The organism is Pseudoalteromonas sp. RB2-MNA-CIBAN-0110 (genome assembly GCF_040309305.1).
In the GTDB taxonomy this organism is placed as follows: Bacteria; Pseudomonadota; Gammaproteobacteria; order Enterobacterales; family Alteromonadaceae; genus Pseudoalteromonas; species Pseudoalteromonas arctica.
In genome coordinates, this window is the sequence record NZ_JBEOOQ010000003.1 from 153,719 (window position 1) to 177,948 (window position 24,230).

15 protein-coding genes are annotated in these 24,230 nt (G+C 38.2%); 5 read left to right on the plus strand and 10 right to left on the minus strand.

The window, feature by feature from the left end:
- Nucleotides 1–45 precede the first annotated feature (45 nt).
- Nucleotides 46–2,829: a TonB-dependent receptor gene (locus AAEY68_RS03310; protein WP_350585462.1), complete on the minus strand. Its 2,784-nt coding sequence runs from the start codon at nucleotides 2,827–2,829 to the stop codon at nucleotides 46–48.
- Nucleotides 2,830–3,491: 662 nt separating this feature from the next.
- Here AAEY68_RS03310 and AAEY68_RS03315 point away from each other — a divergent pair.
- Nucleotides 3,492–5,114: an alpha-glucosidase family protein gene (locus tag AAEY68_RS03315; protein ID WP_350585463.1), complete on the plus strand. Its 1,623-nt coding sequence runs from the start codon at nucleotides 3,492–3,494 to the stop codon at nucleotides 5,112–5,114.
- Nucleotides 5,115–5,206: 92 nt separating this feature from the next.
- Here the strand turns inward: AAEY68_RS03315 and AAEY68_RS03320 are convergent, their stop codons facing one another.
- On the minus strand, nucleotides 5,207–5,752 hold the full coding sequence (locus AAEY68_RS03320; RefSeq protein WP_007582598.1) for a TIGR00645 family protein: 546 nt from the start codon (nucleotides 5,750–5,752) through the stop codon (nucleotides 5,207–5,209).
- Between the two features lie 240 nt (nucleotides 5,753–5,992).
- On the opposite strand from AAEY68_RS03320, the gene AAEY68_RS03325 reads away from it, so the two are divergent.
- The gene (locus AAEY68_RS03325; RefSeq protein ID WP_007582596.1) at nucleotides 5,993–6,235 is read left to right on the plus strand and encodes a hypothetical protein; all 243 of its coding nucleotides are present in this window, start codon (nucleotides 5,993–5,995) and stop codon (nucleotides 6,233–6,235) included.
- Nucleotides 6,236–6,551: 316 nt separating this feature from the next.
- Here the strand turns inward: AAEY68_RS03325 and topA are convergent, their stop codons facing one another.
- Entirely contained in the window at nucleotides 6,552–9,260 is a 2,709-nt protein-coding gene (gene topA / locus AAEY68_RS03330; RefSeq protein WP_350585464.1) for a type I DNA topoisomerase, read from the minus strand.
- A 249-nt stretch (nucleotides 9,261–9,509) separates the two neighbouring features.
- Nucleotides 9,510–14,156, minus strand: coding sequence for a beta strand repeat-containing protein (locus AAEY68_RS03335; protein ID WP_350585465.1), 4,647 nt, complete (start codon nucleotides 14,154–14,156; stop codon nucleotides 9,510–9,512).
- Between the two features lie 193 nt (nucleotides 14,157–14,349).
- Here AAEY68_RS03335 and AAEY68_RS03340 point away from each other — a divergent pair, with 193 nt between their 5' ends.
- A complete protein-coding gene (locus AAEY68_RS03340; protein ID WP_007582590.1) occupies nucleotides 14,350–15,684 on the plus strand; it encodes a dicarboxylate/amino acid:cation symporter in 1,335 nt (444 codons plus the stop codon).
- A gap of 96 nt (nucleotides 15,685–15,780) precedes the next feature.
- Here the strand turns inward: AAEY68_RS03340 and sohB are convergent, their stop codons facing one another.
- Both sohB and AAEY68_RS03350 read right to left on the minus strand, forming a co-directional pair.
- The gene (gene sohB, locus AAEY68_RS03345; protein ID WP_121955497.1) at nucleotides 15,781–16,797 is read right to left on the minus strand and encodes a protease SohB; all 1,017 of its coding nucleotides are present in this window, start codon (nucleotides 16,795–16,797) and stop codon (nucleotides 15,781–15,783) included.
- 100 nt (nucleotides 16,798–16,897) lie between these two features.
- Nucleotides 16,898–19,354, minus strand: a complete 2,457-nt coding sequence (locus AAEY68_RS03350; protein ID WP_350585466.1) for a VolA/Pla-1 family phospholipase — start codon at nucleotides 19,352–19,354, stop codon at nucleotides 16,898–16,900.
- 206 nt (nucleotides 19,355–19,560) lie between these two features.
- On the opposite strand from AAEY68_RS03350, the gene AAEY68_RS03355 reads away from it, so the two are divergent.
- Nucleotides 19,561–20,307 (plus strand): YciK family oxidoreductase, encoded by a 747-nt coding sequence (locus tag AAEY68_RS03355; protein WP_350585468.1) that lies wholly within the window; start codon nucleotides 19,561–19,563, stop codon nucleotides 20,305–20,307.
- 81 nt (nucleotides 20,308–20,388) lie between these two features.
- On the opposite strand, the gene rluB is transcribed toward AAEY68_RS03355, so the two are convergent.
- The 4 genes from rluB to AAEY68_RS03375 all read right to left on the minus strand — a co-directional run bounded on the left by rluB (nucleotide 20,389) and on the right by AAEY68_RS03375 (nucleotide 23,179).
- Nucleotides 20,389–21,261 (minus strand): 23S rRNA pseudouridine(2605) synthase RluB, encoded by an 873-nt coding sequence (gene rluB, locus AAEY68_RS03360; RefSeq protein WP_007582584.1) that lies wholly within the window; start codon nucleotides 21,259–21,261, stop codon nucleotides 20,389–20,391.
- Nucleotides 21,258–21,848 (minus strand): SMC-Scp complex subunit ScpB, encoded by a 591-nt coding sequence (gene scpB / locus AAEY68_RS03365; RefSeq protein ID WP_024590449.1) that lies wholly within the window; start codon nucleotides 21,846–21,848, stop codon nucleotides 21,258–21,260. Before scpB ends, rluB begins: the two co-directional genes overlap by 4 nt.
- A gap of 151 nt (nucleotides 21,849–21,999) precedes the next feature.
- Entirely contained in the window at nucleotides 22,000–22,521 is a 522-nt protein-coding gene (locus tag AAEY68_RS03370) for an EF-hand domain-containing protein (RefSeq protein ID WP_007582579.1), read from the minus strand.
- A 226-nt stretch (nucleotides 22,522–22,747) separates the two neighbouring features.
- Complete coding sequence (locus tag AAEY68_RS03375) at nucleotides 22,748–23,179, minus strand: hypothetical protein (protein ID WP_007582577.1); 432 nt, start codon at nucleotides 23,177–23,179, stop codon at nucleotides 22,748–22,750.
- Between the two features lie 240 nt (nucleotides 23,180–23,419).
- Between AAEY68_RS03375 and xthA the strand changes: the two genes are divergently transcribed.
- A complete protein-coding gene (gene xthA, locus AAEY68_RS03380) occupies nucleotides 23,420–24,226 on the plus strand; it encodes an exodeoxyribonuclease III (protein ID WP_165727397.1) in 807 nt (268 codons plus the stop codon).
- The last annotated feature ends 4 nt before the right edge of the window (nucleotides 24,227–24,230 follow it).

Below are 24,230 nucleotides of genomic sequence, written 5' to 3' on the forward strand. Positions count from 1 at the left end.
AGCCCTTGTAAAACAAATCACAAGGGCTTCTACACACAACTTTTATTATAGCTTGTAACTAAAGCCTAACAAGTAAGTACGACCGTAATCTTGGTAGTCACGTACTTGTAGAGCATTATCGCCAGAAAGTGACGTAAACGGTTCTTCAGTTAAGTTTTGTACTTGAAACTGAACAGATAAACCTTCAAGGCTTTCAATACCGGCCTCAGAGAAGTCATAACCTGCTTGAACATCCCAAATAGTTTCACCTAAAATATCAACTTGTTCAGTGTTAAAACCTAAACCATATACATCACCTTTAAAGGCACTGCGTTTGCGCATACTGGTACGTAATTGCATACCATGCATTTCGTAGTAAACCGTTAAGCTTTGAATTTTATCCGAAAGACCTGGTAGATCGTAATCGTTACCGTTTTGATCTTCAATATCAGACTCAATACCAGTATGGCTGGCAATTAAACCAAAACCTTCAAGAGATGGGTGGAATATCTTAAATGGTAACGCCAGTGAAAGCTCGTAACCATATAAATCGCCACCGCCGCCATTTATTTTACCGCTGCCTGTACCTGATGATGTTGCAGGAACTTCACCTGTTGAAGGATCTGCTACGCCCGACATATCAATTGCGTACGTGCCGTCAAAAATCCACTGAGTTAAATCTTTATAGAAAAACGCAGCAGAGAAGTAACCTTCATCGCTAAAGTAATTCTCGTAAGTAAAATCGTAGCCGGTTGCTTCTTTAGGTTCTAAATTTGGGTTACCACCCGATACAGACCAATAGTTACCATTTTCATCAGGTGTTTGATTATATGAAGCATTAACTGATGAATTCATTTCATCTAAGCGTGCACGAGAAATTGTTTTAGCAGCACCAAAACGTATCGTTTGTTGCTCATCAATCGCAAGTGACAAGTTTAAGCTAGGTAATACGTGCGAGTAATCATGACTTATGTTTGTAGGTGATGTAACAACCACACCATCAACAGTACTAAATGCATTACCTTGTGATGATTGATCAGTTTGTACATAACGCACGCCCACGTTACCCGTTAATGCAAGGCCGCTTACTTCAGCATTAATATTAGCTTGAACAAATGCAGAAGTAATTTCTTCTTTTACAGTCCACGATTTAGTCGCATGACTTGTATTTGTTAAGCTCTCTGCCAGTAAGTCGTAATAACCGTCGTTAACTAAGCCATTTACGTCATAAGCGATCATATCGCCCATGCCTATAAAACCTAAATCAACACTTCCGTTACGGTACTGTTCTGGCACATTAAGCATGCCTGGGTTATCAAGCGAAAAGCTAGATAACGTCATAAAGTAACCTTCTGAATCTTTTGTTTTCTCACGTTCTTTGTAGGACATACCAAATTCAATAGAACTTATGTACTCGTTTTCTAATACCTTTGAAGCCGCTATTTTTAATGTTGATAGCTCATCTTCAATGGTCGGTGCATTAATAAAACCATCTTGCGCTTGGTTTTCATACTCAGTACCAGTCAAACCATATTTATCGTTAAGTGCAGAGCTTGCACCCCACGATAGCGGGCCACCTAACTGTATTAAACCATAATCACTATAATCTAAATCATGTGAAAAAGTAGCTCCAGTGTTACCACCATTAAATGTGTAACCCAAGTTATCTGCCACACCGCGAGCATCACCACGGCCAGTGCCTGAATAGCTTTCAACACTCCATATTTTACGGTCTACTTGTGAATAACTTGCATCAAACTCTACTGACCACGAATCGTCAATATCGTATTTAGTATTAAAACCAAAAGCTGTAAGTTCCGCTTCGCGTTCTTCATAATCGTTTCGAACTACTACACGTTGGCCTTGTGTTACTGCACTAGTTATAAAGCCAGATGCTTCATCAACTACAACACTATTTGCATCAATACTACCTTGTCCCCATGCAAATGGAACTTCAATACCGCGTAGAATTTTTTCATCTGTAAAATCTACATATAGCGCATCAAACGTCATGTTTAATTTATCTGTAGGTGCTGCTTCAAGTACTAGCATTGCCGAATCACGCTCAAGCGTTGATGAACGTACAAATGGTTTAGCGCCGCCTAAAATTGAATAATCGTTACCATTTTCGGTGAATTCTGGGTAGCCCCATGAGTTCCAACGTTTTTCTTGATTTGGTGAACTCATTGTATTTAAAGCAAATGCAACACCAATTGTATCGTCAGCAAACTGATCGATGTATGAGATAGTGCCTCGATAGCCGTCATCATTACCGTCTGGATTTAATTTACCAAAGCTGGTTTGCTCATACTGCCCATTTACTTGCACAACACGCTCGCCTTTACTTAAAGGGCGCACGGTTTGCATATTAATAACACCGGCAATACCTTCAGCATCAATACTTGCATTTGGCGTTTTATAAACAGTTACACCGCTCATTATTTCTGACGGGTAAAGGTCAAACTCTACACCACGGTTATCACCAATCGATACTTGTTCACGACCATTAAACGTAGTACCACTTTCATTCTCGCCAAAACCACGGATAGAGACACGACTTGCTCGGCCATCTAAGCGCTGGGCTGTTAAGCCTGGTAAACGTGCAATTGATTCAGCAATTGAAGAGTCTGGCAGCTTACCTATATCTTCTGCAGAAATAGATTCTACAACCTGTGTAGAAAAACGTTTTGTGTTGATTGATTCTACAACACTGCCACGAAAGCCTTTAACTTCGATAACTTCTACATCATCTTTTTTTATTGTATCTTCTTGAGCAGCCTGTGTAGCAAAGCTTGATAAGCCTGCAGCTGTTAATGCCAAAGTTAATATACTTGGTTTGAACATAGACATAATGTTTTCCCGTTACCCATATTGTGATACCCGCGTTCAATGTTTAAGTGATAGTTAAACAAGGCGAGCTAATTTTGTTGTCAGGATGAATATTAACGCCAGATTTATTTTATTAACAACTTTATGCATACGTATTCAACAATTTCAATGTAGCCTAATATTAACATACATTACACACATATAATTTTAACCATATGATTTTATTAAAAATAAATAAAACAAAAAACATTGAAAGAGCATGAAAGATTAAATCTATTTTGTAGAAAACTAATAGCCTTCCTACTTGAATGTAAACAAGATGAAATTAATTAGCACTGTTATATAACGTTTAAATAATTGCACATTTACTAAGTGTTAAATTGGTCAGACCATTTTTAGTAAAACCAAGGGTATATTTCCTTTATAGTACAATCTGTTAGGTTAAATTTAACTAAAAAATGAATGAATAACATAATTGGTAAACATTAAACACACAAAACAAACACCGCCAAAGAGGCGCTAAGCGCTTATTTTAAATAATTTTATTGCATTATTTTTAGTGCATACGTATGCAGACTTTTTACAGAGTTAAAGGCTTCACGTATGCTTTTTGAAAATAACGTGATTAATCGTAATCACAATAAAGAATAGTCTAAATACTGTGTGGAATGACGGAGAAAAGCATGACCAAAAAGCAGTGGTATAAAGGTGCGGTTATTTATCAAGTTTATCCGCGTAGCTTTCAAGATAGCAACAACGATGGTATTGGTGACTTAAAAGGGATTATTAATCGTATTGATTACATTAAAAGCTTAGGCGTTGATGCAATTTGGATTTCACCTTTTTTCAAATCGCCGATGAAAGACTTTGGCTACGATATTAGTGACTACCGTGACATTGACCCGCTTTTTGGTGATTTAAACGATTTTGATGAACTTATTAGCCAAGCCCATGATCGCAACATTAAAATTATAATTGACCAAGTACTAAGCCATACATCAGATCAACACCAATGGTTTACAGATAGCCGCGAAAATAAAAATAACGATAAAGCGGATTGGTATGTTTGGGCTGAAGCTAAAGATGACGGCACAGCACCTAATAATTGGCTGTCTATTTTTGGTGGTGGCGCGTGGCAGTGGGAACCTCGCCGTGGGCAATATTATTTGCATAACTTTTTAACCGAACAACCCGATTTAAACTTTCATAATCCTGACGTAAGACAAGCTGTACTTGATAACGTAGAGTTTTGGCTTAAAAAAGGCGTTGATGGCTTTAGATTAGATGCTATTAACTTTTGTTATCACGATGCACAACTTCGCGATAACCCAGCTAAACCGAAAGATAAGCGCCAGGGTCGTGGTTTTAGTGAAGATAACCCATACGCATTTCAGTATCATTACTACAACAACACTCAGCCAGAAAATATTGAGTTTATGCAAGACATTCGCACATTACTTAATAAATACCCAGGTACTGTATCGCTTGGCGAAATCTCATCAGAGGATTCATTGGCGACAATGGCGCAGTACACCCAAGGTGGCGATAAGCTGCACATGGGATATAGCTTTGAGCTCTTAACAAATGATTATTCAAGTGAATATATTAGAACTACGGTTCAAACTCTTGAACAACGTATGACTGAGGGTTGGCCGTGTTGGGCATTTAGCAACCATGATGTAGAGCGCGTAGCAAGTCGCTGGAGCGAAAATGGCGAAATAAACCCTCAGCAATGTAAAATGCTAACCGCCCTACTTGCCTCCCTTCGTGGCAGTGTGTGTATGTACCAAGGTGAAGAGCTTGGTTTAGGTGAAGCATCTGTTGCCTTTGAAGACTTACAAGACCCATATGGCATAACATTTTGGCCTAATTTTAAAGGGCGTGATGGCTGTAGAACGCCAATGCCTTGGGAGCAAGCTGATTCACCTCATGCGGGTTTTAGTGACGTAAAACCTTGGCTACCTGTTGATGAAGCACACAAACAGCAATCAGTCGCTGTGCAAACTAATGATAGCAACTCAATTTTAAACGCCTATCGTGAGTTTATGGCGTGGCGCAAAAGCCAAACTGTTTTACTAGAGGGTGATATTGAGTTTATTGAAACGCCTGAGCCTGTGCTTGCTTTTTATAGAACGCTTGGACCGCAAAAAATGCTGTGCATATTTAATCTAAGCTCTCAACAAACAAGTATTGATATGCCAACATCAATCGTTAAAGAATATGACGAGCTTAGCCACCACAGCGCAAAATTAAGCCAAGAGACACTAACGCTTGAGCCTTTCGCTTGCTTTTATGCAAAGTGTTAATGACATCAATAATTACACTTAATGTTACAGCTAAGCTCTAAACATAAAAAGCCCAAGTAAATTACTTGGGCTTTTTTGTGCATTTAATTTTTCTAATGACTTTGGGTTTTACTGTTTAAGTAGTCAGTTAAAGCAAATAAAACGCCTGACATTACAAACGTAACATGAATAGTCACTTTCCAAAGTAGCTCATCACTTGGATATGCGCCTGAGTTTATAAATACTTTTAATAACTCAACAGCAGAAATAGCGACTATCGCACTTATTAATTTCATCTTTAGACCTGAAAAACCAACTTTTCCCATCCAAGATGGTCTGTCTTCATGATTATCAATATTAAGCTTAGAAACAAAGTTCTCGTAACCGCTAAATGTAATGATCAGCAATAACCCCGCTAATAATGCCGTATCAACTAAAGTTAGAATACCGACAAGTAACTCTTGATTGGTTGCTGTAAATGTCGCAATACCCATTAAATAAAGCTGCTTAAAAAACTTTATTAACAACAGTACAACTGCAAATAGTAAACCCACAAAAAATGGGGCTAGTAGCCAACGCCCTTTAAAAATAAAAGATTCTAATGCATGCTCTACTTTATTAGCTTGGCGTGGTTTTTTATTAGGGGTGTGTGATGACATTGATTTGTCTTTTAATTAAAAAAAGCGACCTTAGCTTATAAACCACTGCAACACAATGCTGCGAAATCCTGACAAGTAAATTACTCATCCTCACGATAAAAAAATTTCGTTGTCTTTTATTTCGTTTTCGTTTAAAAATCAGTATACCAACAGAGTTGTTCTGGATTGGGCACTACTGGTTTAAACCTAATCTTAAACTGGGTAAATCAGTCATCACACCATTTTTTTAGGAATAAACGAATGAAAAAAGCATTGCTAGCATTAATCGTAGCTCCACTATTTGCAGTATCTGCGACTTACGCGGTAGCAGACGATGCGCCAACAGCTTCAGCCGAAATGGTAAAAGAATACACAGAAATGTGTGTTAACTGGGCTAAAGATGATGACGTAAGCAATGAAGAGCTAAATGCCTACGTATTAAAATGCGTAAATGATGAGCTTGAATCTGAAGGCTATAAAAAAGTATCTTCTGTTAAGATTTAATCATACCAATTGCATTAAATTAGTGATCTATTTTTGCGCTAAGAAAATAGCTCAATAGCAAGTGAAATAGCATGACATATAGTTGTTTTATATGAATGTTTTTTAACGCAGTGAGTGGGTTATTTAGGCAATATAATGACCATTTTTTTAATAAAACTGGTATCTCCAATACGCTTAGTTGAATGTACTGCTAATAAAGCCGTTGCGAAAACATTTAACTAGGCACAAAAAAACCGGAATAGACACAAGCTGTGCATTCCGGTTTTTTTATGGTTTTTTTTAACCTATAAAAAGTTATGGATAAGCGATAACGTGCTTATTCATCTCCTTTTTTAGCTTTCGCTTTAGGCTTTGCTTTAGCTGGTGCCTTTTTTGCAGCAGCTTTCTTTTTAGGTGCTGCCTTTTTCTTCGCTTCTTCTGTCCATTTACCTGCTTCATAATGAGCAGTCCACCCAGTAGCTTTACCGTCAACTTCAGTCATAACATACTGAGCTTTATTTTTACGGCTGTAGCGTACAACAGCAAGATTACCATCAGGATCTTTAGCAGGTGCATCTGCTAAGTAATAAAACTTAGGCGAGATACGGTCTCTAAAGCGTTTTAACTCTTCTACCTTAGGTGCACGTGTTTCACGAGACTTAGGAAAAGTATTTGCAGCTAAGAATATACCAGCGGCGCCATCACGTAATACGAAATACGCATCTGACTTCTCACACTCTAATTCAGTAATGTGAACAGGGTCTTCTTTTGGTGGAGCAGCTTCGCCACTTTTAAGTAGTTTACGTGTGTTTTTACACTCGTCATTATTACAGCCAAAGTACTTACCAAAACGACCCGATTTAAGTTCCATGTCAGAGCCACATTTATCACATTCGATAATTGGTCCGTCATAGCCTTTAATTTTAAAGGTACCTTCTTCAACTATATGCCCTTTACATGCCGGGTTATTACCACACACATGTAATTTACGGGTTTCGTCGATTAGGTATGAATCCATTGCAGTTTCACAAATAGGACAACGTTTCATCTGCATTAACTTTTCAGTTTCTACATCTTCTACATCAGCTGCAACTGCTTCATCACCCGACACCAAGTTCATTGTTGTAGTACAACGCTCTTTTGGCGGAAGGCTGTAACCAGTACACCCTAAGAAAACACCTGTTGATGCCGTTCGTATACCCATTTTTCGGCTACACGTAGGACATTCAATATCGGTTTCAACCATCTCGTTAAGACGCATGCCACCGTTCTCTGGCTCGTCTTTAGCAACAGTTAATTGCGTTGAAAAATCAGCATAAAACTTATCTAGAACTTGAGTCCATACACGCTCGCCTTCAGCGATATCATCTAAACGGCCTTCCATTTTAGCTGTAAAATCAAAGTTCATTAAATCAGTGAAATTTTCAACCAAGCGATCGGTAACTATTTCACCCATTTTTTCAGCGAAGAAACGGCGGTTTTCTACACGTACATAACCACGATCTTGAATCGTTGATATAATTGACGCATAAGTAGATGGACGACCAATACCGCGTTTTTCAAGCTCTTTTACTAAACTTGCTTCACTAAAGCGCGCTGGCGGTTTAGTAAAATGTTGCTTAGGATCGAGTTCGATTAAAGTAAGGACTTCACCTTCTTTAACAGCCGGTAGTGATTGATCTTCTTCGTTTTTCTTACGTATCGCAGGTTGTACTTTTGTCCAACCATCAAAGCGTAGCACACGGCCTTTCGCTTTAAGCTGGAAGTCGTTAGCTGCAACAGTTAGTGTTGTTAAATCGTATTCAGCAGGTACCATTTGGCACGCTACAAACTGACGCCAAATTAGCTCATACAGCTTTTTAGCATCGGCGTCTACACCTTCAACATGACCAGATAACACGGTAACGCTTGAAGGACGTATTGCCTCATGCGCTTCTTGTGCATTGCCTTTAGAGCTGTAGCTAATTGGATCTTTTGGTAAGTATTTAGCACCAAACTCGTTTGTTACATACTCACGACACATTTCAACGGCATCTTTTGAAAGATTAGTTGAATCGGTACGCATATACGTAATATAACCGCCTTCATACAAACGCTGAGCAAGCATCATGGTCTTTTTAACACCATAACCTAAACGTGTGCTTGCTGCTTGCTGCATGGTTGAAGTAATTAATGGCGCACTTGGGCGACTTTTACTTGGTTTTTCTTCAACGCTAATTACTTTGTATTCTGCATTCTCAAGGCTTTTAACCGCTGCGCTAGCCTGAGCTTCATTTACAGGCTTAAAAGGCTTTCCTGCTTGTTTGGCTACTTCTAAACGTAACTCAGACTCAGTATTTTTAACGTCAGCGTGAATATCCCAAAATTCTTCAGGGATAAACGCCTTAATTTCACGCTCACGCTCTACTAATAAACGTACCGCAACAGACTGAACTCGTCCTGCAGAAAGTCCACGGGCCACTTTAGCCCACAACAAAGGTGATACCATAAAGCCAACAACACGGTCTAAAAAGCGACGTGTTTGCTGAGCATAAACCATATCAGTATTAAGCTCGCCAGGTGTTTCAAACGCTTGCTGTATTGCGTTTTTAGTAATTTCGTTAAAAACTACGCGCTTATATTTAGCAGGATCACCACCAATGATTTCTTGAAGGTGCCAAGCAATTGCTTCCCCTTCTCTATCCAAATCCGTTGCGAGATATATTTGGTCTGCATTTTCTGCCAGCTTTTGTAATTCTTGAACAACTTTTTCTTTACCAGGCAGTATTTCGTAATGCGGATCCCAGCCTTGATTTGGGTCTATACCCATACGCGCGACTAAGTTTGTATAATCTCGTTGCTTTTTATACGCTGCTTTCTCTTCAGGTTCCATTTTACGAACTTCTGCTGGCGTTTTAGTTGCCGGCACTTTAGCTTTGCTCGAACCTGAAGTAGGTAAATCTCGTACATGCCCAATACTGGACTTTACGATGAAGTCATTACCTAAATATTTATTAATTGTTTTAGCCTTAGCAGGAGACTCTACAATTACTAGCGATTTGCCCATAGTTGCCTATTTCTAACCAAATATTGAAAATGTGTTTTGCCGACATAAGCGGCGCGAATATTTATAGGTATATCTACAAACACTAGTTGTTACAAGCTTTTAATACAAACTTTTCAGTATTTACTGAATAAACGAACAATTTTTGTCGTTAAATTAAACAAACTAGTGTTTTTAGATTAATTGATGTGGAATATATAGAACAGAAACAAAAATGCCAACCTAAAGGTTGGCATTTTTTTAGTTTACAGGTTAAAGATCATCTTCTACCGGTATAGAAATAGAAGTTACAAGACCAGATGTTGCCTCTGTAGCAATAGTTAAACTACCAGAAGAACTCTCATTACCGCCCGTAAGTGGCTCTCTCTTAATCCCGAATGAAACTCCAATCGGTACAATACTGGTTGTGTTAGGAAATGTATAATTAGTAGTTCCTGTCAGCTCACCGTTATCTGTAGTTATTGTAACATCACTCCCTACAGGCATTGGGTTATTATATACATCTGCAATATATACAATTAAACTTAAGCTACTTGTTCCAGATGCAGTTTGAGTTAAATCTATAGCACTCACTTGACACATCAGTGCACTAGTTGGATCATTTTGCACTCGACGAACTAAAGGGCTAGTTAAGTCACTATTTACTCGCACTTCAGTCGCAGTAGCTCCAGCTATTGCAGCACAATCATCAGCAAATGTAACTAACCTGTAAAAAGCAGAATCTCCTGACATAACAATTTCTTGGTTTTGAAATACATTAACCATTTTACGGCTACAAATACCGGCAGTTTCATCTGACTCCAAACACAATAAACCGTTGTACAAACCATTTCCTGTTGTCCAAGTACCACTTCCATCAAAGTCTATAAAGTCCTCAAATTCATCACCGATAGAGGCATCTTTAGTACATGGTAAGGCTGTACCATCTGCACAATCTTTACCACCGTAAATACCATCTTCATTATGATCCACAAAGGCTTCAGGAATGTCGAATAAATCTTCAAAAAAATCTTCACTATCAAAATAGCCATTACCATTGAGATCTGAGAATGTTTCTTCACCAATAGCATAAGCAAGCACTGTTGCTCTTCCACCTAATGGTAAATCTACGCTGTAATCATTGTTTAAGATACCAAGCGGACAAGGTAACCCACTATCACACTTCTCTGAAATAGAATTTTCATATAAAGAATCAGTAAATGGGCGAGGATTGCTGCTCGTCCATTTAACACTACAAGCGCCATTGCTAGTTGTACAACTCGGTTCGATAACACCACCTTCAGTAATAAAGCTTATGGCCGTACCATCAGGGACTGGATTATTAAAGTGATCAGCTAAACGCGCATTTACTGATACCTCGGTACCATCAACATTCAAACCATGTGGGTTAAATTCAGAGCGTGACAAAGAAAAACTATTTTGATCAGCAATACCTGTGCTAATAACCAAAATATCAGATGGTGCTGTTACAACAACAACTTCGCCATTTATATCTTCTTGGCTTGATGCGATAACACGAACTGGCGTAGCAACTGCTCCCGACTGAACTGTTGTTTGTATTTCACCAGCGCTATTAGTGATAGCTGAAGTTGGAGTAATAGTGATACCACCAACTGAAGTTGATAAGCCAAAGTTAACAGTTTTAGAGGCTAATGCATTTCCGTTAGAATCAATAAGCTTAAACTTAACATTTGAAATTTCACTTCTATTTGCACCACCAGTGCCTTTCAATGAAATAACTGGTTCTGTAACTTCAATAAATTGTATAAAGCCAATATCTGCTGGAGACACATCTATTGTTGTAGTACCTGATACAGTATCACCACCGGTAATAACCGTTGCAGTAATTATATCACCACCTACACATGTTAAAGGACGGTATGTTGAGCGCGCAAAACCACCTATACTGGTTACTGACTCATCCATTACAGCTAAACCACTCGCTACACAACCTGAGGTAAATTCAACATTTAGTGGTGTTGTATATAGTTGACCGTCTTTAGTAATTTCGATAGAGATTAATGCAGTAGCTCCAGCCGATAATAACTCATTCGCTGCTAATGAACTTGTAAGAGTAATATCAATGTCAACAGCCGCAATTTGAAATGCTTTCGTTAAATTACTGTCTAGCACTGATACTGTAACTTCACCTGCTCCTACATCACGTCCAGGTACGATATCTAATATAGCAATACCACTAGAATCTGTAATTGCAGTACCTGTAGTAGGTGAAATTGTACCAATAGTTGTAGTTGCAGTAACTAGTGTTTGAGTAAGTGGTGTTGTTGAATTTTCATTAGTCACTTCAATAAATAAAATAGCTGAAGAATCACCTGAGATACTTGTTATCTCTTCACATAAATTTGCATCTCTGATTGTTTTAAAATCAACCGGACAATTTTGCAAAATTTTAAAATTGATATCCGCAGTGCTTTGATTAGGGTCAATAGCATCACCACGAGTATAAAACCCTACCGTTTCTGTAATAGCTTCGTACTGTGCTGTAACATTACCAGCTCCTTCAATTGTACCTGGTGTCAAATTTAGAGTGGCAATACCATTAGTATTTGTTAGTGCCGTACCCGAACTCGGTAAAAGACTACCTAAAGTAGAGCTAAAAGAAACCACTTCTCCCACTACTGGGTCACCATTTGAATCTAGGACTAGAGCTTGCACTAGGCCATTATCGTTAGCACTAATTTCACTTGTTTGTATTAGTGTTGTTGACGATATTAAACTTAGATCAATTGTGAAATTATCGGCATCACCTTGATCAGGAGAATCACCTGCAGTTGTATATGTAAAAGCTTCAGCTGTAAAACTTGTGTTATCGCTATCAATATATTCGGCCGTAATTGAACCGGCCCCGGCTTCTGTCCCTGCTAATAAATCAACCTTCGCAATCCCCAGTTCATTGGTCAGTGCAGTACCATTAGAAGGATTAATAGTGCCTAAGCCTGATAAATTAAATGCTACTAACTTATAGGCACCTGGCTCACCATTTAATAATAGTTGTGCCTGAGCAACAGCAGGGCTTAAAAAATCTACATTACGAGTGGTCGAACCATCACTTGCTAATAAGCTCACCGTAATTTCAGCCTTTTCAACAATGATAGATTCAAAGTCAAAGGCTTCCGATGAGTACGTAACACCATTATTTATGTAAGTTACAGATAATTCTGAAGCACCTTCAATATTTCCAGCTAGAAGCTCAATAGTAGCTATACCATTACTATTGGTTAAAACACTACCAGAACTAGGGTTTAAAATACCTATATTACTAGCTAACGAAAAGTTAACACTTTGTGAGCTAACTGGAGTACCGTCATTAAGTAGCGTTGCTCTTAGTTCAAGTGGCACTAATGAAGTAACCGTATTTGATTGAACTTCCGTTCCGTTTGAATACCCTTGCAAAGTTAAACTATAAGCTGGTTGGCTTCCTTCTTTGCCATCTGATTGAAACGAAAATGTAGCACTATAAGTAATACTATTTTGAGTGAAATTTGCTGTAACTTGACCAGCTCCTTCAATTGTTCCTGATGTTAATTCTACTTTCGCTTGTCCATTAGTTTGTGTAAGTGCCGAACTTGCATTTAAAGAACCCACATTACCCGATAGAGAAAATGTTATTACCTCACCAGATACTTGACTACCATTATTAGTAAGAGTAGCGATTAAATCGATTGGAGTATCCCCTGAAACTGAATTAGTTTCAGACCCATCCCCTTGAGAGAAGCCTTGTAATTGGATCACGTATTCATTATTTGGATTTATAGCTGCATCACCAGCTGAACTAAACGAAAAGCTTTCTGCATAAGACTCACCACTGACAGTATAAGTGGCTGTAATTATACCAGCACCTTCTATAGTGCCAGCTGTTAATATGACTGATGCTTGACCCATTTCGTTTGTTAAATCTGATGTTTTATCTAAAACACCAATATTATCTGAAAGTGCAAACGTGATACGCTCTGCTACAACAACTGAGCCTTCATCATCAAACAGTGTTGCTTGAATATTTAAAGGGTTAGCGGCCGTTACCGCTGTTGCTTCTGTACCATCAGATTGAGATAAACCTTTTAGCTCTATAGTGAAGTCGCTTTCAATATTTTGTTCTGAATCACCAGCAGAGCTGAACGAAAAAGTACTCGAATAGGACTCTCCGTTTATAGAATAAGTAGCGGTTACTTCACCTGCTCCCTCTGTAGTGCCTGCGGTTAACTCAATTGTAGCTAGACCATCAGCTTGAGTTAGTGCCGAAGATTGAGCAAGAGAGCCAATGTTGTCTGCTAGTGCGAATGTTATACGTCCACCTGAAATAATATTTTCATCTGCATCAGAAAGTCTAGCTCGTATATTTAATGGGAAATCGGCTGTAACAGCATTTGACTCACTACCGTCGACTTGAGAATAGCCTTGCACACTAATTGTGTATGCGTTTTCAACATCACTTGCTGCATCACCTGTTGAGCTAAACGAAAAACTATCTGTGTAGGTTGTGCCATCAACTGTATATGTGGCAGTTACTTCTCCAGCACCTTCTACAGTACCAGCCATTAGTTCAACTTCGGCTTCTCCATCTGCATTTGTAAGTGCAGATGTTTGGCTTAAAGCCCCAACCGTATCAGTTAAAGAAAATGTAATTCGCTGACTACCAACAAAATCACCATCGTTATCAGTGAGTATTGCTCGCAGGTTTAAAGGAGAATCTGCCGCAACAGAATTTAACTCTGTTGCGTCTGTTTGAGAATATCCCTTTAATGAAACCGAGTATTTAGCAGGCTCTGTAGTGGAATCACCATCACTAATAGAGCCGTCTTTTTCAAGTGACCCACCGCCACCACAGGCTGTGAGTAAAAAACTTAGCAATGAAATGCCGAGCAGTCGCATTAAAGGCATGAACCTCTCCCTAGCGTTGTTATTATAATTAAAATTAATTTACACTTAATATTAACCTATAACTTAGTCTAAAATCACAGTTTTTTATTACTTTTTTGTGCAAAATATTTTTAAATAAATACTAACTTTTTCTGTAGTAAATATTTCCTTGCTGGTAGTCTATGGCAAATTTATAAAATGTAGATCAGGAAATATGTCAAAAATCCGTTCAATGAGTTTAACCACTCGCATCATGATTGGTATGGCGCTTGGGGTTACAGTAGGTTTTATATTTCAGGCTATATTAGCTGGTGAAGACGATTATCTAATACCACTTGGGTTATTCTCTTTGCCAATTAAAGCCTTTTTTGTTGATGGTATTTTCCATGTTGGTGGTCAAATATTCATTGCCAGCTTGAAAATGTTAGTTGTGCCTCTTGTTTTTGTATCGCTTGTTTGTGGTACCTGTAGCTTAAGCGACCCTAAAAAACTAGGCCGCCTAGGTGGTAAATCTATTGGTTTATATTTATTAACTACAGCTATTGCTATAACAGTGGCGATTACACTTGCCTTATTATTTAGCCCTGGTGAAGGTATAAGCTTGCCATCTAATGCAACCTACGATGCTAAAGAAGCACCTACCCTTGCACGTGTAATTATAGATATGTTTCCTACAAATCCTTTTGAAGCAATGGCCAAAGGCAATATGCTTCAAGTTATTGTGTTTGCACTTTTATTTGGTGTAGCAATGGCATTAAGTGGTAAAGCAGGAAAACGTGTTGCTACAGTATTTGAAGATTTAAACACTGTGATTTTAAAACTAGTTACGCTTTTAATGAATATTGCCCCTTATGGCGTGTTCTTTTTAATGGCAAAACTGTTTACAACAATTGAGCTTAACTTAATTGTGAGCTTAGCGAAGTACTTTGGCGTTGTAGTGCTTGCACTGTTATTACATGCTTTTGTAAACTACACATTGCTTTTAAAAATATTAACGGGCTTAAACCCGCTTATTTTCTTAGCAAAAATGAAGCACACATGCTTATTTGCATTTAGTACCTCGAGCTCAAGCGCAACTATGCCTATTACACTTGAAACTGCTACTAAAAAGTTAGGTGCTAATAACTCGGTTGCCTCATTTACTATCCCACTGGGTGCTACCATTAACATGGATGGCACTGCCATCATGCAAGGTGTGGCTACCGTGTTCATTGCACAAGTGTTTAGTGTCGATTTGACAATATCTGATTATTTAATGGTTATATTAACAGCAACACTTGCCTCTGTAGGTACAGCAGGCGTACCTGGTGTTGGTTTAATAATGCTGGCAATGGTACTTAACCAAGTTGGCTTACCTGTAGAAGGGATTGCAATTATTATCGGTGTAGATAGATTACTTGATATGACACGTACAGCAGTTAATGTAACCGGCGATTGTATGGTTACCTGTGTTGTTGCCAAGTCTGAAGGTGAGCTAGATGAGAGCATCTTTAACGACCCTAATGCAGCTAAAGACTTAGAAGATTATCATAAATCTATTGATTCATAAGCTACATTTATATAGCTATAAAAAACCTTGATGCAATCCATCAAGGTTTTTTTTCGAGTAAAAATAATTAAACTGAATCCTGAAAAAGATTCTAATCTAAGGATTTAACGACTTAAACTTAGAAAGTAAGTTTATTCCCACTTTATTTACACCACTACTCAAGCCAAGAGCTAGCTTATCGCTCAACCCTTTTTTAACTTTGTATTTAATCTTATAAATTTGGCGCTCATGTTGCTGCTCTAGCAATGCATCATCACTTGTTTTTATAACATCTACCAAGCCTTTATCAATCGCTTGAGTTGCAAACCAATGCTCACCTGTCGCAACTAAGCTTATATCTAAGCTTGGACGTTGAGTGCTTACAAACGTTTTAAATAAATCATGTGTTTGTTCAATTTCTTCACGAAATTTTTCACGGGCCTTATCTGTGTTTTCACCAAATAAAGTAAGTGTGCGTTTAAATTCACCTGCTGTTATTTGCTCAAATTCAACATCATTTTTCTTTAATATTTTATTAAAGTTAGGTATTTGAGCTATCACACCAATAGATCCAACTATTGCAAAAGGCGCTGCAAGTATCTCGTCCGCGACACACGCCATCATGTAACCACCACTTGCTGCCACTTTATCAATTGCAACACTTAGAGGGATACCCGCACTTTTAATACGCTGTAACTGAGATGCAGCAAGTCCGTAGCCATGTACAACACCGCCACCACTTTCTAAACGAATAAGTACTTTGTCTTTACTTGGATCGGCAATAGAGATAATAGCCGTTATTTCTTCTCGTAAGCTTTCTACTTCGTGAGCGTCCATACTACCCACAAAGTCAATTACATATAAACGAGGTTTAGGCTCATCTTTATCTGCTTTTTTACTCTTTGATTTAAGTTGTTTTTGATGCGCTTTAAGCTCTTTTTTACCCAACGTATTTTGTAAAAAACTTTCTTTAAGTTCAACTAGCTGCTCTGATATATCATCAATTTGTATTTCACCTTTTTTGGCCTTTGGCTTAACTGCAGCGCCAACTATTAGCATTAAAACAACTGCTATAGCGATAACAAAAGTAACTGTTTTAGCAAAAAACAAACCGTATTCGTATAAAAATTCCAACTGGTTTCTCCATTTATAAATTTCAGCTAATTTAGCATGCTTTAAAGCAAAAAAAAGCCACTTTTCAGTGGCTTTTAAAGGTTAATTATTTTACTGGTTATTAATCAGTCACAACCTCAGGGTTGAAAACTAATAACATCCGTCCACGAGAAGCTAAATAAACAGCTACTTGCAACTGCATTTCTGCATTAGCGGCAGCACTGCCTTCAACAGTTGCAGCCTGTGCAGCATCTTGAGCTGGTGTTAATATAGAACCATGATGCCCTTTAGTGAATTTAACTAAATAGCTTGCCGGTGCTTCACTCAAGGCTTGCGAAGAGCTTACTGTTTCAAGACCCATCAAGTTAGCTAATGGAATTGTGCCAGAAATAGGATTGTTAGCTGCCATTGGTGGTATCACTTGGTCAGGCTTGTTATCAACACCATCACCCACAACAACATTTGTATAAACAGGAGTACCTAATGCTTTCACAGTGGCTGCGTAGTTCGTTGGGTCGCCACTATCTAGCGCTGTTTGCGCCGCAAAAGCAAACTGTGTAAATACACCTTGAATGTTAGTAAGTTTAGTCGTTTCACCCGCAGTGGTAAGTGATGCAATATATTCGTTGTAACCACATGTCAAGTAAGCTTCCATGTCTGGTATTAATGAGCCACAGTTAGAAACTGCATCTCCTTGTAAGTATGCAGTAAATTCATCAGCTTCTGTCGTACCCGCTTGTGAAAGTACTGAACCTTGAATAAATGGACCAAACGCAGCAGATTCAAGTAAGAAGCTTGCTATACCGCCACCACCACTTGCAAGAGCTACCGTGTTTACATTAAATAGCGGATCAAGCGTTTCTGCCATTGGCGTATTAGCTTGAGCAATAAATGCTGGAGCAACAATAGAACCTAGCGAATGCCCAATGTAGGTAACGTCTTTACTATTAATAGTTGTATCGTTAATAAAGTTTAAGCCTAAACGAAGGCCTAATAAATCAGCAGCCGATTGACGTAAGCTATCACGTGCAACAAGTAATGAACTTAAGTTCATGTAACTAAGCACAGAGCCCGTTGTAGCATTAAAATCGTCTGTTCCATCATCATCAGCATCTATTCCACGCTCACCATGGCGAGGATGGTCTATTGCAACTGTAGCAAAGCCCTGAATTGAAAGCTGCGCCGTTAAAGCGAGCATACTTTCTTTTTGTGTTGTAATGCCGTGTTGCATAATAACAACAGGCCAACCACCTTCTGGGATACTTTCAAGCTCAGGTAAACCATAAACTGAACGATAAATATTTATATCAGCTAAAATTGGCTTTGTGATTTGTACAGGTATAGTCTCATTGCTTTGAGCTAGTGGAACTGGGTTATATTTAGTTAAATGCCGAGTAATATCTATTTTTGGATAGTCATGTAGACGGGTATTTATTTGCTGACAAACGTCTTCATAAGGCCCTTCGTCAAACATAGTTGCATCAATATCTTCTTCTTTACCCTCATCTCGTAACTTTTGATCCGCGGCTAACTGATTTAATACCGCAACAGGGCTTGAACACATTGCTTTCCAGTATGTGTCATTCAAAGCACTTATATCTGTACCTGTTGGTGTGCCTAGATACATTGGTAAAGTAATTTCACCTTTAATGTATTCAACAGCATCAAATGGTGCAAAAGTAGCTATATCTGGAAAATCTAAAAAATCTTTAACCGTTTCTTCAGACTCTGTGATAGTTATTTTTGGTATGGTTGCAGGGTTTCTCAAACTACCAGCTAATAATTGTTTAATGGTACCAAGCACTAGCCCTGCAGACTGAATAGTCATTGCGCTAGAAAAAATAATATCGTCTTTTGAAATGTCACCTGAACTAACCACTACATTTTCGTAGCTATTTACAGCTCCTTGCAAACCAAGTTGAGCATCTGTAATTAATGGCGCTTCTTCACTCACGGAGGCATAAGTAGATGAAGGCTCAATAGAACGACCTAAAGAATCTTTAAGCCCTGTAGTTAATACATTGATGTATGAGCTACCGGCCGTAAATGGTTTTAAAGGAATAATGGCAACGCCATCACCTGAAGCTTGAGTAACAAAGTCAACACCAAAAGTAAGCTCGCCAACCAGTTTACAAGCTGTTCCAGCAGCGACTACAGAACATTCTGCGTCGGTTAAACTCGCACCCATTACAACTTCAAAAATCCTTACTGTACCAGGGGTCCCCGCAGACGCTTCATCTAAACTAACATTTGGTGGAAATGTTAAATCAATTTTATAAGGAACCTGCGAAGACCAACCGTCAAGCGCACCTAGTGCAAGTTGAGGGTTTGCATAAGCCGCGCGAGAAACAAAAATATTATTATCATCTGTTTCATCTGGCAGATTTAGAGTCCCGTCTAAAGTACCACTGAGTAGTAAATCGTTAGGTACCGATAAGATACCTGCTGCAGGATCAAATGTGACTGTTGCTGTTGGGACAACTGGTGCTGTGTCATTTTTGACATCTGTTAACGTTTCTCCACCGCCACAACCTGCTAAAGCAGCTGTAACTGAGAGTGAAAGTAGCATTTTTTTCATATTGTTGGCTCCGCACATATTTTATTTTTATAGTGTGTTTAATCAGTGTATTAAGTTAAAACAATGTAATCAGATTATTAATGAGACATTAGACCAGTTAAACTTAACGTAAAGTTTCTATTTTCGCCACCTAATTTTACAATAAATTCGATTACTTCATGTTTCGCTATGTTAAAATCAAAAAAATTATATGAATTGGTACTTTTATGCACACATATCAAGCAGCTGAAAACGCACTTAAAGATAAAGTTATTTTAATAACAGGCGCCGGTGATGGTATTGGCCGAGTTGCAGCAATTACGTATGCAAAATACGGCGCTACAGTTATCTTATTAGGAAAAACAACTAATAAACTTGAATGTGTTTACGATGAAATTGTTAATTCTGGCTACCCTAAACCTGCAATAGTCCCTATGGATTTAAAAGGCGCAACGAAGCAAAACTACCGTGACCTTGCTGCAACAATCGAATATCAGTTTGGACGCCTTGATGGGTTGCTTAATAATGCAGGTATTTTAGGGTCACTCGGTCCGCTTGAACATTTTTGCTCATCTACGTTCGAAAACATAATGAAAGTAAACGTGACTGCACAAGCAATGATCACTAAAGCACTTTTTCCTGTTCTTCGTAAGTCTAATAATGCATCGATAGTATTTACGTCATCAGGTGTAGGCCGCAAAGGTCGTGAATTTTGGGGGCCTTATGCCATCTCAAAATTTGCAGTAGAAGGTATGATGCAAACATGGGCATGTGAAGTAGGTAAAACGAATATTCGTGTAAACTGTATTAACCCAGGCGCTACTCGCACTTCAATGCGAGCTGCTGCATATCCAGGTGAAGATAGAGACGCACTTGCTACACCAGAGGATTTAATGCCTACATATTTATATCTAATGAGTGACGATTCAAGTGAAGTGAATGGCGAATCGTTAGATGCTCAAGTAAAAAAGTAATTTAGAGTTTAAATAATTTAAACAACACATTAAAAAAGCCGCAATTAGCGGCTTTTTTGTGTTCAATAAATAACTAATTGATTATTTACGTTTAGTCGGCTTAACACGCTGATTGTGTTTTTTAACTGCTTTACGAATTTGGTTGATTTTAGCGCGTTTATCTTTGCGTTTTTCAGGCATAACAGAAAGCTTAGTTTGTGTTTCGCGGCCTAATTTAACGGTTTTACGCAAGTAGTTTACTGTTTCTAAATCATACTCCATCCAACCACCTTGTGGCACGCGCTTATCAAGCTCTAGTTTACCGTAACGAATACGAATAAGACGAGATACTTCCGCATCTTGAGACTGCCATAAACGGCGAACTTCACGGTTACGCCCTTCATTTAACGTTACGTTAAACCAACGGTTAACGCCTTCGCCACCCATAGGGGTTACAGTCGTGAATTTGGCTGGACCATCTTCAAGCTCAACACCACGTAGTAAGTTTTTAACCGTCTCGTTGGTTACTTCACCAAATACACGTGCAGAGTATTCACGCTCTACTTCATAGCTTGGGTGCATTAAACGGTTTGCCAGTTCACCATCGTTTGTAAAAAGCATTAAACCCGATGTATTAACGTCTAGTCGACCAACCGCAATCCAGCGATCACCATCAATACGCGGAAGTCGGTCAAATACAGTACGACGCCCTTCAGGATCTTTACGTGTGCTTAACTCACCTTCTGGTTTGTTATACATAATCACACGACAGATTCGGTCTGCTTTTTCTTCGATTTTTACACTGTGTCCGTCAACACGAATCAAATCGGTTTCTTCAACACGGTCACCTAATTTTGCCACTTTACCGTTTACACTAACGCGGTTTGCGTCAATGTATTTTTCCATTTCACGGCGTGAGCCTACGCCTGCACGGGCTAAGACTTTTTGTAACTTTTCACCTTGTATAATACTCATTCGGATGGTTCTCTCACAGAAGGATCGCTCAATAACTGGTTAATTTTACTTTGCTGCTCTGTTGGCAACGCAGGTAAATTTTCAAGCCCAGTTAACGAAAAATAATCTAAAAATTGCTTAGTAGTTGCATATAAAGCCGGCTTTCCCGGAACCTCTTTATGCCCTACCACTTTAACCCACTCTCTTTCGAGTAAGGTTTTAATAATATTCGAACCCGTAGTAACACCTCTTACTTGCTCAATTTCGCCGCGTGTAATGGGCTGCCTGTATGCAATAAGTGATAATGTTTCCAGTAAAGCACGCGAGTATTTTGGTGCGCGTTCTTGCCACAAGTTATTTAACCAAGGGCTTAAACTACTGCATGCCTGAAACCGATACCCACTACCAACTTCAACTAAGCGAATACCACGAGTTTGAAAATGCTCTTGTATTGTATCTATTGCGTCATTTATTCGTGCCATAGAAATAGCTAAATCTATTAATACGATGTCTTTGAGGTGGCGTTTACTAACAGGCTTATCTGCAACAAAAATAGCTGCTTCAATGATCTCAACTAGTTGTTCATCACTAATTCGCCGACCCGCCATACACACTCTTAACAAATAAAAATACACAGCCATCTATTATGACAGAACAACACCAAACTAGGAAAATATATCTATCAAATAACTAAATTTAAAACACAAAAAAGCCAGTGACTAGCACTGGCTTTAATCTTACTTACTAAAATGGTAACTATTAGTTACTTTTAAAAGCTTCTAATGCATCATCTTCAGCTACTGCGTTACCGTATTTTTTAATGTAACCCATAAACTCGCTTTTACTGATGCGCTTATCTTGGTTTTTATCCATGTAACCAAAATGATTTGAAATATCATCATCGTTACCTTCAACTACCGAGATATAGCCATTGCTGTCGTTATCTAAGCTTGAAAAACTGCTTTCAATTTTATCGAATTTAGCAATTTCAGCTTTAAATGCCGACTCACTTACTTCAGAATCAGTGGCTACTTTGCCATTATTAAGCTTCATATAAGTGTTAAATTCTTTGCGGCTAATTTCGTTATCCATATTGGTATCAATATTTGAAAAATGGCCCCAAATGCTATCGTCATCAGCTTCAACTTTTGAGATGTAGCCATCGCTATCATTATCTAAACTTGCAAAGTCACTGTCTATTCTTTCAAGACCTTGATTAGATGAACAAGCCGCTAGGCTTAATGATGCTAAAATAGTGGCTGCTAATGTTAACTTTTTCATAAGACGTATCCTTCGTAATTAATTAAATGTCACTTTAACTAATACAAATCCAATGCCAATAATAGTTAACTTATAATAATCAATAACTTAATCTCGATCGGTATATTTATTAAACAGTTTCAATAAGTTAAGCTTGCAAGCTTTGCAAACAACCTTGTAATTTTTGCAAAAAAATACCCGGTAAAAACCAGGCATTTCAAATTTACTTATATAGTTAAGCTAATAATTAGATTGCTGCGTTTTGGTAGCGTTTAACAAACTCAGTAACGTTTTGACCATTACATTTTAATGAGTTTAGGTTACCAATTTTTTGACGAACAGGTGCTAAACCTTGTTTTAAAGCCGTCATACATAATTGAGTTTCTTGTTGAGCGTCTTTTGCAAATACTTCTACTTTCTCAACTGATGCGTTGCTTAATGTCGTTTTTTTAGCAATATCACGAATATCTTCACCATTACATAAAATGCTTTTAGAAAAACGAGATAGGTAAACACCGTGTTGGGCAGCTTCTTTACGAGCAACGCTAAAGCCTTCGTTTGCACTTAGTACACATAACTTAGACTCAATTTTGTTATCTTGGCTAAAGTAAGTATTGCTTTGAGCTGACGCAGTTGCAGATGCTAGTAAAGCAGTGGCTAAAAGTAGTTGAGTTTTCATGAGAGATCCTATTTGAACGAGCTAAACAAGTGAATTTCGCGCATTATATATTCAATAAAGTTAAGTTCAATTGAATTTTTTATTTATTTAAATAATTAATATTGTATTCACAATGTTTAAACTTTACCCATCATTTGATCAACATTTGCGCAGCTATTATCTCAATTCAGTCATGTTATGTACGCGTATTTACTGATACAATTTAATCTATTAAATAGAACCAATTTTAAGGTAAATTTTATGAAAGTGATTTCTTTCAATATCAATGGTCTGCGTGCTCGTCTTCACCAATTACAAGCAATTATCGACAAACATCAACCAGACGTTATTGGCTTGCAAGAGATTAAAGTTCACGACGAAGCATTCCCATTAGAAGATGTACAAAAAATGGGATATCACGTCTACTTTCATGGTCAAAAAGCACATTATGGCGTAGCTATGTTATGCAAAAAAGAGCCTAAATCGGTCTTAAAAGGTTTTGCCACCGATACAGATGAATCGCAAAAACGTATGATAAGCGTCACTGTTGAACAAGAAAACGGTCGCGACCTTACTGTCATGAATGGCTATTTCCCACAAGGTGATAATATTAATCACGAAACTAAATTCCCTTATAAACGTCAATTTTATAAAGATTTAATGACACACCTTGAAACCAATCACACACCCGATCAAGACGTCATCGTTATGGGTGATATCAACATATCACCTACCGATTTAGATATTGGTATTGGCGAAGTAAATGCTAAACGTTGGTTAAAAACGGGTAAATGTTCTTTTCAACCGGTAGAGCGTGAATGGCTTGCAACATTACTTAATTGGGGTTTTAAAGACACCTTTAGAGAGCAAAACCCCGAAACAGACGATCAATACTCGTGGTTTGACTATCGCTCTAAAGGGTTTGTAGATAATCGAGGACTTCGTATAGATGTAGTGCTTGCAACCAATGAGCTTGCAGCACGCTGCATAGATACAGGTATTGATTACGAACTTCGCGGTATTGAAAAACCGTCAGATCATGCCCCTATATGGTCAACATTTAAGTAATTAT

What these genes read in the sequence shown, in the direction of transcription:
- AAEY68_RS03310 (WP_350585462.1), bottom strand. Translation starts at nt 2,829, where the DNA reads ATGTCTATGTTCAAACCAAGTATATTAACTTTGGCATTAACAGCTGCA.
- AAEY68_RS03315 (WP_350585463.1), top strand. Translation starts at nt 3,492, where the DNA reads ATGACCAAAAAGCAGTGGTATAAAGGTGCGGTTATTTATCAAGTTTAT.
- AAEY68_RS03320 (WP_007582598.1), bottom strand. Translation starts at nt 5,752, where the DNA reads ATGTCATCACACACCCCTAATAAAAAACCACGCCAAGCTAATAAAGTA.
- AAEY68_RS03325 (WP_007582596.1), top strand. Translation starts at nt 5,993, where the DNA reads ATGAAAAAAGCATTGCTAGCATTAATCGTAGCTCCACTATTTGCAGTA.
- topA (WP_350585464.1), bottom strand. Translation starts at nt 9,260, where the DNA reads ATGGGCAAATCGCTAGTAATTGTAGAGTCTCCTGCTAAGGCTAAAACA.
- AAEY68_RS03335 (WP_350585465.1), bottom strand. Translation starts at nt 14,156, where the DNA reads ATGCCTTTAATGCGACTGCTCGGCATTTCATTGCTAAGTTTTTTACTC.
- AAEY68_RS03340 (WP_007582590.1), top strand. Translation starts at nt 14,350, where the DNA reads ATGTCAAAAATCCGTTCAATGAGTTTAACCACTCGCATCATGATTGGT.
- AAEY68_RS03350 (WP_350585466.1), bottom strand. Translation starts at nt 19,354, where the DNA reads ATGAAAAAAATGCTACTTTCACTCTCAGTTACAGCTGCTTTAGCAGGT.
- AAEY68_RS03355 (WP_350585468.1), top strand. Translation starts at nt 19,561, where the DNA reads ATGCACACATATCAAGCAGCTGAAAACGCACTTAAAGATAAAGTTATT.
- rluB (WP_007582584.1), bottom strand. Translation starts at nt 21,261, where the DNA reads ATGAGTATTATACAAGGTGAAAAGTTACAAAAAGTCTTAGCCCGTGCA.
- scpB (WP_024590449.1), bottom strand. Translation starts at nt 21,848, where the DNA reads ATGGCGGGTCGGCGAATTAGTGATGAACAACTAGTTGAGATCATTGAA.
- AAEY68_RS03370 (WP_007582579.1), bottom strand. Translation starts at nt 22,521, where the DNA reads ATGAAAAAGTTAACATTAGCAGCCACTATTTTAGCATCATTAAGCCTA.
- AAEY68_RS03375 (WP_007582577.1), bottom strand. Translation starts at nt 23,179, where the DNA reads ATGAAAACTCAACTACTTTTAGCCACTGCTTTACTAGCATCTGCAACT.
- xthA (WP_165727397.1), top strand. Translation starts at nt 23,420, where the DNA reads ATGAAAGTGATTTCTTTCAATATCAATGGTCTGCGTGCTCGTCTTCAC.